The organism is Enterovibrio gelatinilyticus, assembly GCF_028683095.1.
GTDB classification, from domain to species: domain Bacteria; phylum Pseudomonadota; class Gammaproteobacteria; order Enterobacterales; family Vibrionaceae; genus Enterovibrio; species Enterovibrio gelatinilyticus.
In genome coordinates this window covers 108,973-122,263 of sequence record NZ_JAJUBC010000009.1, presented here as the reverse complement: position 1 = coordinate 122,263, position 13,291 = coordinate 108,973, and the positions used below count along the sequence as shown (strand labels likewise).

11 protein-coding genes are annotated in these 13,291 nt (G+C 48.9%); 9 read left to right on the top strand and 2 right to left on the bottom strand.

Going from position 1 to position 13,291, the window contains the following annotated elements:
- Entirely contained in the window at positions 1-369 is a 369-nt protein-coding gene (locus tag LRP50_RS09785) for a winged helix-turn-helix transcriptional regulator (protein WP_274164281.1), read from the top strand.
- Positions 370-464: 95 nt separating this feature from the next.
- Here LRP50_RS09785 and LRP50_RS09780 read toward each other — a convergent pair whose 3' ends face one another.
- Positions 465-1,505 carry a LacI family DNA-binding transcriptional regulator gene (locus LRP50_RS09780; protein WP_274164280.1) on the bottom strand — a complete coding sequence of 347 codons (1,041 nt, stop codon included), beginning with the start codon at positions 1,503-1,505 and terminating at the stop codon, positions 465-467.
- A 227-nt stretch (positions 1,506-1,732) separates the two neighbouring features.
- Here LRP50_RS09780 and LRP50_RS09775 point away from each other — a divergent pair, with 227 nt between their 5' ends.
- The 5 genes from LRP50_RS09775 to LRP50_RS09755 all read left to right on the top strand — a co-directional run bounded on the left by LRP50_RS09775 (position 1,733) and on the right by LRP50_RS09755 (position 8,157).
- Positions 1,733-3,037, top strand: a complete 1,305-nt coding sequence (locus LRP50_RS09775; RefSeq protein WP_274164279.1) for a M24 family metallopeptidase — start codon at positions 1,733-1,735, stop codon at positions 3,035-3,037.
- Positions 3,038-3,246: 209 nt separating this feature from the next.
- A complete protein-coding gene (locus LRP50_RS09770; RefSeq protein ID WP_274164278.1) occupies positions 3,247-4,233 on the top strand; it encodes a thiamine pyrophosphate-dependent dehydrogenase E1 component subunit alpha in 987 nt (328 codons plus the stop codon).
- Positions 4,221-5,201 (top strand): alpha-ketoacid dehydrogenase subunit beta, encoded by a 981-nt coding sequence (locus LRP50_RS09765; RefSeq protein ID WP_274164277.1) that lies wholly within the window; start codon positions 4,221-4,223, stop codon positions 5,199-5,201. The genes LRP50_RS09770 and LRP50_RS09765 overlap by 13 nt, the downstream gene beginning before the upstream one ends.
- Positions 5,198-6,658: an NAD-dependent succinate-semialdehyde dehydrogenase gene (locus LRP50_RS09760; protein ID WP_274164276.1), complete on the top strand. Its 1,461-nt coding sequence runs from the start codon at positions 5,198-5,200 to the stop codon at positions 6,656-6,658. Before LRP50_RS09765 ends, LRP50_RS09760 begins: the two co-directional genes overlap by 4 nt.
- Before the next feature lie 14 nt (positions 6,659-6,672).
- Positions 6,673-8,157, top strand: coding sequence for a 2-oxo acid dehydrogenase subunit E2 (locus LRP50_RS09755; protein ID WP_274164275.1), 1,485 nt, complete (start codon positions 6,673-6,675; stop codon positions 8,155-8,157).
- Positions 8,158-8,270: 113 nt separating this feature from the next.
- On the opposite strand, the gene groL is transcribed toward LRP50_RS09755, so the two are convergent.
- Entirely contained in the window at positions 8,271-9,881 is a 1,611-nt protein-coding gene (gene groL, locus LRP50_RS09750; RefSeq protein WP_420791216.1) for a chaperonin GroEL, read from the bottom strand.
- Between the two features lie 401 nt (positions 9,882-10,282).
- Between groL and LRP50_RS09745 the strand changes: the two genes are divergently transcribed.
- The 3 genes from LRP50_RS09745 to LRP50_RS09735 all read left to right on the top strand — a co-directional run bounded on the left by LRP50_RS09745 (position 10,283) and on the right by LRP50_RS09735 (position 13,272).
- Positions 10,283-11,086 carry an SDR family NAD(P)-dependent oxidoreductase gene (locus LRP50_RS09745; RefSeq protein ID WP_274164273.1) on the top strand — a complete coding sequence of 268 codons (804 nt, stop codon included), beginning with the start codon at positions 10,283-10,285 and terminating at the stop codon, positions 11,084-11,086.
- A 69-nt stretch (positions 11,087-11,155) separates the two neighbouring features.
- A complete protein-coding gene (locus LRP50_RS09740) occupies positions 11,156-12,091 on the top strand; it encodes a sugar ABC transporter substrate-binding protein (RefSeq protein ID WP_274164272.1) in 936 nt (311 codons plus the stop codon).
- A gap of 161 nt (positions 12,092-12,252) precedes the next feature.
- Complete coding sequence (locus LRP50_RS09735) at positions 12,253-13,272, top strand: ABC transporter permease (protein ID WP_274164271.1); 1,020 nt, start codon at positions 12,253-12,255, stop codon at positions 13,270-13,272.
- Positions 13,273-13,291: the final 19 nt, after the last annotated feature.

Sequence of the window (13,291 nt, the reverse complement as noted above, 5' to 3'; positions counted from 1 at the left end):
GTGAACAGCGAAGTGAAGATCGACGTTAAAGGTCGTAAAAGTGTGGTCAACACGTGTACTGAACCCTGTGCCATCGAAAAGGGCATGCGTCTAATTGGTGGAAAATGGAAGGGAACGCTGATTTACCACCTGAAAGATGGACCCGTACGATTTAATGATTTGGCCCGTTTGCTCGGCGGGGCGAGTAAAAAAATGATCGACCAGCGCTTGAAAGAGCTGGAAGCAGAAGACATGGTCGTGCGTAAAGTGATCAGTGATCGCCCCATTGCGGTGAGCTATGAATTGACCGAGTTTGGTCGTAGTGCTTTGAAAATACTTGATGATTTGAGAGTGTGGTCCGAGCAGCATGGAATTCAACTTCGAAAATAACACCCGCCAGTCAGCAATGTGCGGACTGGCGGGTTTCTTCTGCACGCTCTACATTTCGAATGGTATTACTGCATCAAATCCGAATGGTCTCGTCGCTATTTTCTCGGTGTCGTCGTCGATTTACGCACAACCAGCCTAGGTTGCAGCAATACCTTGCGAGGGAAAGCACTGTCACTGTCTTTACGGATTTGGCTCAACAACATACGCACAGATTGATCGCCAAGTTGTGTTTGTGGCAATGAGACGGTGGTTAGAGGAATACGGAACCAATCCAAGTAGGGCATATCATTAAAGCCCGTTACAGAAATATCGTTTGGGATGATCTTCCCTACAGCTTCTAGCTCTTCGATACAGCCTAATGCCAGCAAGTCGTTTGCAGCAATCACTGCTGTCACTTCAGGGTGCTCTTTCAACAGGATCTTAGTTGCATCTTTACCAGCGAGTTCGCTAAATGCTCTCGCAGAGATCACTGGCGCATGATCAGGGGAGACATCAAACATATCTGCGATAGAAATAAAAGCATGACGACGGCTTAATCCACTCGAGATCTCGTTTGGACCCGCAATGTGAGCGATATGGCGATGACCAAGCTTATAAAGATGCTCGAACAGTTGATAGATTCCTTCACGATCATCAACCAGCACCTGATCTGAGGCGAGGTTATCTATAACACGGTTAACCTGCACCAATGGTTTGCCGTGGTCGAGACAATAATCCACCGTGGGGTCTTTGCGAAACGCCGATGCGAGAATAATACCGTCCACGTTACGTGCGATTAGGCGCTTCACTTCTTCAAGCGCAAGTTCTTGATTATTTTCTGTATAAGCAAGCGTAAGAGTGTAGCCAAGCTTGTTAGTCAGTTGCTGAATTTCATGAACAAGAGGCGGGAAAATTGGGTTGAGGATATCGGGGATCATCATACCAATAGTCTTCGTTGCTCCCCGCTTTAGTGCCGTCGCCATGGGATTGGCGGTATATCCCATTTCTTCACTTTTCTTTTCCACCAACTCGATAACACGGTCGGAGACCAAATGTTGTTTTTCTGGGCTCAAAGCCCGTGACACCGTTGATGGGCTTATGCCGAGTGCAGCAGCTACGTCTTTGACAGTTATGCGTTTATTTTTATCGTTATCCAAAACTCTTCCCTAAAACAGGGTTGCCTGACATGAATGAAACACGGCAACTTTGCTTTAACATTGTATCAACCTTTGCATTGACAGCTAAGTTACTATGTGCTGCAATCGTTTGCAAGTTGGTGATTTTTTGCGCGTGCAGCCGATCATGGTTTTAATTCGCCGCAATTAATCGCCTATTATTTGCTTAATTAATGCAAACGATTGCAATAAATGGAGTGGTTGCTGCTATGAGTATCGTGAAACCAACGGAACCGGAAATTATTCGAGAATCTGATATTGAGCCAGGCTGGGATTGGTCTAAGCGTATTCCATCGCCGGGTAGGATGAGTGTTGATTTTGAACAGCGCGTGAACTTCAATCGATTGCATCAGTATCGCTTGGGGCGCTCGCGTAAAGCCTTAGCAGAGTCGGGTTTGGGCGCGGTACTTTGTTTTGACAATAACAACATTCGTTATTTGACCAGTACTGTCATTGGCGAATGGGCACGAGACAAAATCGCGCGTTATGCCTTGTTTACGGGTAACTCTGATCCGTACTTGTGGGATTTCGGTTCCGCGGCAAAGCATCATCAGCTTTATCAAGGGCTTATCGACCCTGACCATTTCAAGGCAGGTATGTTGGGTTTGCGTGGTTCGGTGGCAAAAGAAGCGGGCCTGTTCAAGCAAGCAGCACGGGATATTAAAGCACTGCTGGTGGAGGAAGGCGTTGCAGATATGCCTCTCGGCATCGATGTGTGTGAGCCGCCAATGTTGGAAGCGCTTCAAGCTGAAGGCTTAGATGTTCGCGATTGTCAGCAAGTGATGTTAGAAGCGCGTCAAATCAAATCCATGGACGAAATCGTATTGCTCAATATGGCGGCAGCCATGGTAGATGGGGCTTATCACGAATTGGCGGTGAACTTAAAGCCTGGCGTTCGTGAAAACGAAAGTGTCGCCAACGCAAACAAGTTCCTTTATGACAATGGCTCAGACGATGTAGAAGCCATTAACGCCGTCTCAGGTGAGCGCGGCAGCCCGCACCCACACAACTTTACCGACCGTATGTATCGCCCCGGCGATCAGGCGTTCTTTGACATCATCCACTCGTTTAACGGCTATCGCACCTGTTACTACCGCACATTGAACGTTGGCAGTGCTAGCCAAGCCCAGCAGGACGCGTACAAGCAAGCCCGTGAATGGATTGATGCCGCCATTGATCTCATCCGCCCTGGCATGACTACAGACAAAATCGCCGCAGTATGGCCAAAGGCCGAAAAATTTGGCTTTGCCAGCGAAATGGAAGCGTTCGGATTGCAGTTTGGTCATGGTTTGGGTTTGGCGCTGCACGAGCGCCCAATCATCAGTCGTCTTGTTTCGATGGAAAACCCCTTTGAGCTTCAAGAGGGCATGGTGTTTGCGCTTGAAACCTATTGCCCGTCTGCCGATGGCAATGGTGCGGCACGCATCGAAGAAGAAGTGGTCGTCACAGCTGAGGGTTGTGAAATCATTACGCTTTTCCCGGCGCAAGAACTCTTCATCGCCAATAAATACTGATTTGTCAGCTGTTGTGGCTCATTTCTCCAACGTTATCGGCTTCTCATGTAGGTGCACTGCCTGTCGAAGCCTCTGTCTTGGATAAAGGCACCACAACCGCTGCAAACTTTTACTCAATAGCTCAATAGCTCAATAGCTCAATAGCTCAATAGCTCAATAGCGCATAGCACCGTTGGGCGTACCTAAGAATAATCCAAAAGGAACAGACTATGTCGGAAAACAGTCTGGAGACACGGCTGTCACTCTACCGCACCATGTTGCGGGCGAGAGGCTTTGAACAGCGTGCCTCCGATCTCTTTCTTCAATACCTTGTGAAGGGCACGAACCATCTGGCATTAGGTCAAGAGGCCGTGGCAGCGGCATTTGGTGTCGCAATGCAAAAAGGCGATTATACCTATTGCACCTATCGCGGACACACTCATACCTTGGTACGAGGCGCTGATATGACGGCGCTATTCGGTGAGTTGATGGGGCGAGACTGCGGTATTTTGCGCGGGAAAGGTGGCTCTATGCACTTAACCAGTGTTGAGCATGGTGCCATGGGTTCATACGCCATCATTGGTGCACAGCTATGTATTGCCAATGGCAGCGCATGGAAGAGCCAATACAAAAAAACCGGCGAAGTCAGCGTGGTGTTCTTTGGGGATGGCACCACCAATATCGGTGCGTTTCATGAAGCACTGAATTTTGCCGTGATATGGAACCTTCCTGTGGTGTTCGTGTGCGAAAACAACCTGTACATGGAATACACCCCAATTGGCAGCGTCACAGCGGTTGAACATCCCGCCGCAGATCGTGCCAGCGCCTATGGGCTGGAGAGCATTATCGTCGATGGCAACGATGCCGATGCCATGTTTGACGTTGCGTCAACGGCGATTGAAAAAGCACGCAGCGGTGGTGGCCCTTCTTTGATTGAAGCGAAAACCTATCGCCACCAAGGGCATTCTCGTGCAGACCCAGGTAAGTATCGCCCTGCTGAAGAAGTGGCGCGTTGGCTTGCATACGATCCCATTCCTCTTTATCGCTCACGTCTTGAAGGTGAAGGCATTGAAGAGCGTGTGCTCGAGAAAATCGAAAGCGAAGTGAGCAAGGAAGTGGATCATGCAACCGAGGCGGCGAAAGCATCTGCGACGCCTGATACGTCATTGTGTTTTACAGATGTCTGGGCAAATGGAGGTTTCGCATGGCGCAACTAATGAGTTATCGCGAAGCAGTCGCAGCAGGGATTGCACAAGAATTACGCAGAGATAATGACGTGGTATTTCTTGGCGAAGATGTTGCTGCCGCAGGCGGTGTTTTTAAAGCTACTGTGGGGCTGTTTGAAGAGTTCGGCCCAGAGCGTGTGAGAGACACGCCGATTTCTGAGCAAGCCATTTTGGGTGCGGCAATGGGGGCAGCCATGACAGGCTTGAAACCGATTGCGGAAATCATGTTCTCAGATTTTCTTGCCGTGTGTTGGGATTTTGTCGCCAATGAAATACCGAAAGCACGATACATGACAGCCGGTCAGGTGTCGGTGCCATTGGTGATCAGAACCGCGAATGGCGCAGGCTCGCGCTTTGGTGCGCAGCATTCTCAGAGTGTCGAAAATTGGGCGATGATGATCCCGGGTATCAAGGTCGTCGCCCCTTCTAACCCTGCCGATGCAAAAGGCTTGATTGCGGCTGCGGTTCGCGACCCAGACCCAGTGATTGTGTTTGAACATAAGTCGCTATACGCCATGAAAGGCGAAGTGCCGGATGGCGATCATGTGGTTAATCTCGGTGAAGCTAACGTGCTTCGCAAAGGCAATGACGTGACCATTGTGGCGCTGGCGGCTATGGTGCCAAGAGCCCAAAAAGCAGCGGAAATTTTAGCCAAAGAAGGGATCGATTGCTCGGTGATCGACCTGCGTTGCCTTGTGCCGCTGGATACCAAAACGATTTTAGAAGATGTCGCAAGAACGTCTCGGCTAGTGACGGTAGAAGAGAACCCGCAGCTATGTGGCTGGGGGGCTGAAATCGTCTCAATCGTGGGCAAAGAGCGTTTCTTTGATTTGGATGCGCCACCCACTCGCATCACCACGCCGCATATCCCTCTGCCCGCCGCAGATAACTTGGAAGACCATGTGATCCCGTCGGTAGCGCGTATCGTGGCTGAAGTGCGTGAGGTGGTTGAGATATGATTGTTGATGACATCACGCTGCCCACCGGATTAAAAATCGGTGGCGAGTGGCGACATACAGGGCGGGCAGACATTCCCGTCTACAACCCTGCTAACGAATCTTTGTTAACCTCGATTGCGAGTGCAGATTCACAAGATGCCAAAGACGCAATTGATGCGGCTAGTCGAGGTTTTGCTGAGTGGCGAAAAACCTCGCCACGTCATCGCTCTGAAGTGCTTCGTCGTGCTTATCACCTGATGCAGGAACGAAAAGAAACGATTGCTCGTATCATCACGCTTGAAGAAGGCAAAACGCTTAATGAAGCGCGGGGTGAGGTGAATTACGCCTCGGAATTCTTTCGTTGGTTTGCCGATCAAGTCGTGCAGATGAATGATGCATTATCCTCAGCGCCCAATGGTGATAAAGCCATTATGGTGACCCATCATCCTGTTGGTGTTGCGTATCTGGTGACGCCGTGGAATTTCCCCGCTGCAATGGCGACGCGAAAAATTGCGCCAGCGTTGGCTGCAGGCTGCTCAGTGATCTTAAAGCCTGCGACTGAAACACCTCTCACGGCGTTGTATGTTGCCGCGTTACTCACGGAAGCTGGCGTACCGGATGATGCTATTTCTGTGTTGCCATCAAAAAGCGCACGCAGTATTTCTGAGGTCATGTTTGCCGATGAACGCGTAAGAAAAGTCTCGTTCACCGGTTCAACGGAAGTGGGGCGCGTGTTGCTGCATAATGCGGCAGAGCGCGTGGTAAATAGCTCCATGGAATTGGGTGGCAATGCACCGTTGTTGGTGCTGGATGATGCGGATTTTGATACCGCGGTTGAACAAACGCTGGTGGCCAAAATTCGCAATGCGGGTGAGTCCTGCATTGCTGCAAACCGAATCTATGTCGCGCGTCAGCATTACCAAGCATTCAGCGAAGCGCTGGCGGCGAAAATGGGCGCACTGATCATGGGGGATGGCACGCAAGACGGCGTGGATATTGGCCCATTGGTTAATCGTGATACCCAGAAAAAAGTTGCTTCACTGGTCGATGATGCCGTTGCAAAAGGCGCGAATTTACTGACGGGTGGTGTTCAGCCAAGTGGTGCTGGATATTTCTACCCACCGACAGTACTCAATGACATTCCCGAGAATGCCGACATTCGGTATACCGAAATTTTTGGCCCCGTCGCCGTGATCATTCCGTTTGATGATGAACAGGCTGCGATTGATGCCGCCAACAACACTATCTTCGGTTTGGCAGCTTATGTGATGTCTTCTGATGCGGCACATGCCGTCTCGGTCGCTAAGCAACTTGAAGCGGGTGTGGTGGGGATTAACAAAGGAGTGATTTCTGACCCAGCCGCGCCCTTTGGTGGTATGAAGCAAAGTGGCCTTGGTCGCGAAGGTGGCTATGTCGGTATTAATGAATTTACTGAAACCCAATACATCGGCCTTGATTGGCCCGGTTGTTCCCAATAAATCAGGAGGCAGACATGGATATCATCATGCCCCAGTTGGGGGAAACAGTCGCAGAAGGGGAAATTCTTCTGTGGCATAAAGCTGAAGGTGATGTCGTTAAAAAAGGCGACGCACTGTTCGAAATTTCCACCGATAAAGTCGCAATGGAAGTGCCTGCGATGGAAAACGGGGTATTGACCAAAATCATCGCTAACGTTGGTGAAGTGATCCCTGTGGGTGAGCCCGTTGCCTTATTAGCAGCAGAAGGTGACGAGTTGGTTTTTGAGGGCAAAGAGACAGCGCTTGCGAGTTCAGGCGGCTTAAGTCGCGCTGTACAGGCAGAGGCAGAAATGCTTAAACCTATGTTGTCGGATGAAGTCAATGTGAGGTTAATCGCATCCAAACATCGTTTACAAGGTGGTAATGGTTTGTTTTCTCCCGCCGTGAAATATCTCGCCGCCAAGTATAAGGTTGATTTATCGGTGATAGCAGGCCGTGGTTACGATGGGCGTATCACCAAGCGAGATATGCAGGCACATATTCAGCAGATTTCTACTCGTCTAAATCAAGACGCTTTTCGTGATCAAGAAGCATTGGCACTAGAAGATGACGTGCTGGCACAGTTGTCTCCGTCGGTGCGTCGTTTGGTCACGGAACATGGCGTGAACATCAATCACCTTGATGGCACCGGCAGATACGGGCGCATTACGGAATCTGATGTTTTATCTTATCTTGATGGTGACGCGGCACTGGCTTCACGCGCAACGCAAGCCAGTCAGACAAGTCCGGTTTCATCGTTGCCAATATTGATAAAAGGAAAAGCGGTCGCTTTCACCTTAATGCGTAAGCAAATTGCACGTCAGATGGCCTCATCGGTGCAAAATGCCGTGCATGTCGCGCAAGGGATGGAAGTCAGCTTTGATGCCGTTGAAGATGTCAGACAGGCTAACAAAATGGCGTTTAAGAAGCGTTATGGTTGCAGTTTGACGCCGCTTGCCTTCGTTGCTAGGGCTGTTGTGAAAGCACTGCAAGCGTTTCCACATCTTAATGGGCAAGTGGGGGCAGACAAGTTGGTATTGAGTGTGCCAATCCACTTGGGTATTGCTGTGGACCTTAGCCATCAAGGCTTGGTGGTTCCTGTTATTAAACATGCTGACACAATGAATGTGTTGGGATTAGCAAGACAGATTGCTGAGCTTGCCACGAAAGCACGTGAAAACCGGTTAACGCCGGATGATATGAGTGGTGCAACCTACACGCTTTCTAACAATGGCGGTTCAGGTACCGCGTTTACCACGCCGATTATCAATCACCCTGAAATTGCGATTTTGTCTATCGACAGTATTGTTCGCAAACCCGTGGTGGTGAATGTGAATGGCAGAGAAACACTGGGAATAGGCAGTGTGGGTATGCTGGTGCAATCGTTCGATCATCGGGCGGTGGATGGCGCGTATTCCGGTGCATTTTTGCAGCAAGTGAAATCAATGATTGAGTCCCACGATTGGCAGGGTGAGCTCTAGGTTGAGTATTCGATAGGGCAACAGTAACAAGCATGGGTAACAAGAGAAACAATATAGGGAGCGTGAGCTCCCTTTGTTGTTTCTAGCTTTCGGACATAAGCCTTAAACTAACATTAATGCTCATGGTGGTGAGACGGTACGTAGTCTGGATCTGTATCACCGACCAGCGCTTCTGTGGTGAGCATAAGTGCCGCGATGGAACTCGCGGTTTGCAGTGACAATCGTGTCACCTTGGCAGGGTCTATCACGCCCATCTCCAGCATAGAACCAAATTTACCATTGGCCGCGTTATATCCGAATTCGAAGGGTTGATTGCTGACTTTTTCGAGATAGACACCAGCATCGAGCCCTGCATTTTTCACAATCTGTCTAAAGGGCGATTTCATTGCATCTAGCGCGATTTGCATACCTGCTTTTTCATCATCGCTCGAGGCATCGGGCAGGGCCATGGTTTCACAGGCTCGCAGCAGGGCAATGCCGCCGCCAGGTACAATGCCTTCTTCAATTGCTGCTCGGGTGGCGTGCAAAGCATCTTCAACGCGGGCTTTCTTTTCTTTGACTTCGGTTTCGGTCGCGGCGCCCACTTCGATGAGAGCAATACCACCTGACAAACGGGCGCGTCGTTCGGTCATCTTCTGCATGTCATATTCAGAATCGGAATTTTCAATCTCGGCGTTGATTTGTGCAATGCGATCAGCAATTCGCGCTTCTGAGCCTAGGCCTTTGATTAAGGTAAACGAATCTTTAGAGAGTTCGATTTTTTCGACCTGACCAAAATCATGCTCGCTTATCTGAGCCACATCATGACCTGTTTCAGCTGACATGACGGTAGCGCCTGTTAGCGCCGCAATATCATGTAAAATCTCTTGTCGGCGAGGGCCGAACCCCGGTGTTTTTACTGCAACCACCTCTAAGGTTTTACGCATGTGGTTAACAACGAGGGTAGAGAGGGCTTCACCTTCTACATCTTCGGCCATGACAAAAAGCGGTCGTTTTTGCTTGGCAGCAATTTCCATGGCAGGTACAACTTGATCAAACTGACTTAGCTTGCCATCAACCAATAAGATCAATGGCATAACATGTTCAACGCGCATTTTTCCTCTCACGTTGACGAAATGTGGTGAGAGATAACCGCGATCAAATTGCATGCCTTTTACCACATGTAATTCGGTGTGAAAGCCTTTGCCTTCTTCAATGGTGACAACGCCATGCTCACCGACGGCACGAATCGCCTCGGCGACGATTTTGCCAATACTAGTGTCATTGTTAGCGGAGATGGTGGCGACATGTTCAATGTCTGCTTCCTGATCGCAAGGTACAGCTTCGTCTTTAAGTGCTATTACAGCGGATTGAATGGCCTTCTCGATACCGTGCTTAATATCGATGATGTTGTAGTTCGCCGCTTGCGCTTTGAACCCTTGATTAAGAATGGCTTGTGCAATCACGGTCGAGGTTGTCGTGCCATCACCCGCTTCATCGTTGGCTTTCGACGCGACGGCGCGGATCAACGATGCCCCCATTTCTTCCATTTGCCCTTTAATCGCGACCTTGCGTGCGACGGAAACACCATCTTTGGTAATGATGGGCGGTTGGTCGAAATTGCGCATGACCACATTTCTCCCTTTGGGACCGAGCGTCACCTTAACGGCATCAGCTAAAAGGTTCGCACCTATCAGTAAGCGCTTGCGTGCGTCTTCGCCAAATTCCAGATGATCTTGATGCATAGCTATCCCTCGCTTTGTTTCTTTCATTTGTATCCTATAACGTTAAACCTTTTGCAAACGTTTGCAATAAAATTGCCGTTTTTTTGCAATAAATGTGCATTTGAAAGGCTTTGTAGCAAAGTGGGTTTGTGATCAATCTTGGGGTTTTGGAAGGAATATTTATTCAATGGAAATGACGTGCTTTGAGATATTTTCTCGTTCTAACAAGGTAGTAGTAACATCTTGTTAAATATACCTACTGTTAATTCTCAAAAATGGAGCACGACAGGCTATTTTTATCGTGCATTTCTTGTTCTATGCTTGTTGCTAAATGTAAATCATACGTTAACGGAAATTCATTGCAAACGTTTGCTGTAATCGTGATGGGCAAGTATTGATTACAGCAAAATAAGGAGGGCAACTTGGATACATCGAGACTAGCGAAAAAACATGTGCTGATCACAGGGGCAGCGCGCGGCATGGGCGCGGCGATTGCTGAGAATTATGCAGAGCAGGGCGCGAAAGTTTGTGTCGCAGATGTAAATCTTGATGGCTGCCAAGAAGTTGTTGATCGCATTAAAGCGAAAGGTGGTGAAGCTATCGCCGTCAAAATGGATGTGACAAAACGTGCTGATATTGCAGCTGGCGTGAAAGCAACCGTCGATGCATTCGGTTCAATTAATGTGATGCTCAACAATGCAGGTATCAATAAGCCTCTGATGTTCCTTGATATTACAGAGGAAAATTGGCAGAAAATCATGGATGTAAATGGATTGGGTTGTTTGATGGGCATGCAAGAAGCTGCCAAGCAAATGATTGCTCAAGGCCCTGAAGATGAGCCATATAAAATTATTAACGTCGGCTCGATCGTTTCTCGCATGGCATTTGATGACGTGGTGCCGTACTCATGCAGTAAGCATGCAGTGCTTGCCATGATCAATGGAGGAGCGAAGGCATTGGTGAAACACAACATAACAGTGAACGGCTATGGCCCCGGCGTGGTGCGCACCGAACTTTGGGAGCAATTGGATAAAGATTTGGTCGCCATTGGTAAGTTTGAAAAGCCTGGTGAATCCATGGACACCTTGGCGCGTGACATGATTCTTCTCGGTCGCTATTCCTACCCTGAAGATGTGTTGGGCACTGCCAGTTTCCTCGCAAGTAAAGACTCAGATTATATGACTGGGCAGCTCATCATGATTGATGGCGGCATGGTCATGCAGTAACAGGCCGGGAAGGTCTGTCGCAACTTGAAAGCACTCTCTCATTGGGTGCACAGCAACGGAGCGGTAAGGATGAAAACAATCAGTAAAACCTTGTTAGGTCTGATGATTACGGCAAGTGCAACAGCAGTCAACGCCAAAGATTTGGTCATTGGTATTACCCAGAACAATGTTGGTGTTGATTCATACCAAACCACCTATGAAAAAGCGTTTAAAGAAGCAGCAGGAAACACGGAAGGTGTGGAAACTGTGGTTCTGGATGCTGGCGGTGATGTCGCACGTCAAATCGCGCAGATACAAGATCTCATTCAACAAAAAGTCGATGTGATCATTATTTGGCCAACCAATGGTAAAGCGGTAGTGCCTGCTATTCGTAAAGCGAAGCAGTCGGGTATTCCGGTTGTTGTTACAAACTCCAATGTAGCAGAGGAAGGCCAACAGTTTATTGAATCGTTCTCTGGGCCAAACAACATTGTTCAAGGTGCGTATTCTGCCGAGATGATGTGTGATGCATTGGATGGTAAAGGTGAGATCGTGCAAATTTCCGGTCAGCCAGGCTACACCACTGCCATCGAACGTCAGAAAGGTTTTGAAGACAGACTGGCTGTTGCGTGTCCTGATGTGAAAATTATGGAAACGCAACCGGGTGATTGGAACCGCGAGAAGTCGCAACGCGTGATGGAAAACTTCCTGACCAAGTATGACAACATTGACGGCGTTTATTCCGGTGATGACAACATGGGCGTAGGCGCATTGAATGCGGCGAAAGCAGCTGGGCGTGAAGGTATTGCGTTTATTGGCGCTACCAACTTTGCGGTTGGCTATGAGGCCATGGGCCGAGGCGAATATTGGGGCTCTGTTTACCAGTCACCGGTCGATGATGCGGAAAACGCGTTAGCGACGGCCATAGCTATCGCAAATGGCGAAGAAGTGGCGAAACTTAACTACTTTGATACACCAAAAATTACGCAAGAGAATATGGCAAATTTCACCAAGCCTGTTTTCTAGAAAGCCTATCGCCTCTCTACTCTTACTTTAGAGCGTTAATGTTGCATAAGAGTACAGAGGTGTCATTCAGCTTCTTTCTGCCTTCCGCCAAATTATGTGGGCAGAAAGGCACCTTTCAGCAAGGATTGCGACGCTCTTTCTATTCATCAAGGGATATGTATATGGCTTCAGGAACTCCAACTGATGCCACCAAAAAAGGTGGTGTGGTGGACGGGAACACGCAAGCATTCTCGGTGAAAGCACTGATGGCGCGACACGGTATTTTGGTCGCGTTCTTTATGTTTATTGTGGCGTTCTCACTTTCATCTGATCGATTTCTCAGCACGGATAATTTCATGACGGTGATCCGTCAAGCGTCCATCGTTGGCACGATTGCGCTGGGTGTCACCATTGTTGTTATTGGCGGAAATCTTGATCTGTCGGTCGGTTCGCTACTTTCTTTCTCCACCGTTCTGGTGGTTGATTTGCACGATAAGGTCGGACCCGGACAAGCCATTCTATTGATGTTCCTCTTTACGCTTCTGGTCGGCATGGTGAATGGCTTTTTGGTGGGCTATTTGCGGCTTAACTCGCTCATTGTCACTTTGGGAATGCTTTCTGCGATACAGGGCTTAACTTTGATATACACCGGTGGGCAGAACGTGGATATCGCGAACCAAGAAGACACCTGGTTTGCGTTGTTCGGACGAGGTTTTCTTGGGCCCATCGCGGTGCCTATCATCATCTTTTTAGTGCTGGCAGTGATTTATGAATTGCTGTTAAAGCGGACTGCTTATGGGAGAAAGATCTTTGCTGTGGGCGGTAACCCTATCGCGACCGCGTACTCGGGCATTCGTCGTAACAAACTGGTATTCAGTACCTATCTATTGTCGGCCTTTTCGACAGGTTGTGCCGCACTTATCTTGGGCTCGCGGGTCATGGGTTCACAGAATAATGTGGGGCAGGGCTATGAATTGCTCGTACTTGCAGGCGTTATTTTGGGAGGGACCAGTTTGTTAGGTGGCTCAGGTAGCATCACAAAAACAGTGATTGGTGTATTGATTCTGGGCTTTATTCAGAACGGCTTACTGCTGTTGGGCTTCCCGTACTACGCGCAATGGCTAGTGACATGGGCTGTGATTATTCTTGCTGTTTGGCTCGATGTGGGCACGAAACGTGGCAGTTTCTTCACCAAATTTTGACGGAAAGCCGAAGGAGATT

Excerpts from the sequence above, each read along its gene's own strand:
- groL (WP_420791216.1), bottom strand. The coding sequence starts at position 9,881 with ATGCATCAAGATCATCTGGAATTTGGCGAAGACGCACGCAAGCGCTTA.
- LRP50_RS09770 (WP_274164278.1), top strand. The coding sequence starts at position 3,247 with ATGTCGGAAAACAGTCTGGAGACACGGCTGTCACTCTACCGCACCATG.
- LRP50_RS09760 (WP_274164276.1), top strand. The coding sequence starts at position 5,198 with ATGATTGTTGATGACATCACGCTGCCCACCGGATTAAAAATCGGTGGC.
- LRP50_RS09740 (WP_274164272.1), top strand. The coding sequence starts at position 11,156 with ATGAAAACAATCAGTAAAACCTTGTTAGGTCTGATGATTACGGCAAGT.
- LRP50_RS09735 (WP_274164271.1), top strand. The coding sequence starts at position 12,253 with ATGGCTTCAGGAACTCCAACTGATGCCACCAAAAAAGGTGGTGTGGTG.
- LRP50_RS09755 (WP_274164275.1), top strand. The coding sequence starts at position 6,673 with ATGGATATCATCATGCCCCAGTTGGGGGAAACAGTCGCAGAAGGGGAA.
- LRP50_RS09775 (WP_274164279.1), top strand. The coding sequence starts at position 1,733 with ATGAGTATCGTGAAACCAACGGAACCGGAAATTATTCGAGAATCTGAT.
- LRP50_RS09765 (WP_274164277.1), top strand. The coding sequence starts at position 4,221 with ATGGCGCAACTAATGAGTTATCGCGAAGCAGTCGCAGCAGGGATTGCA.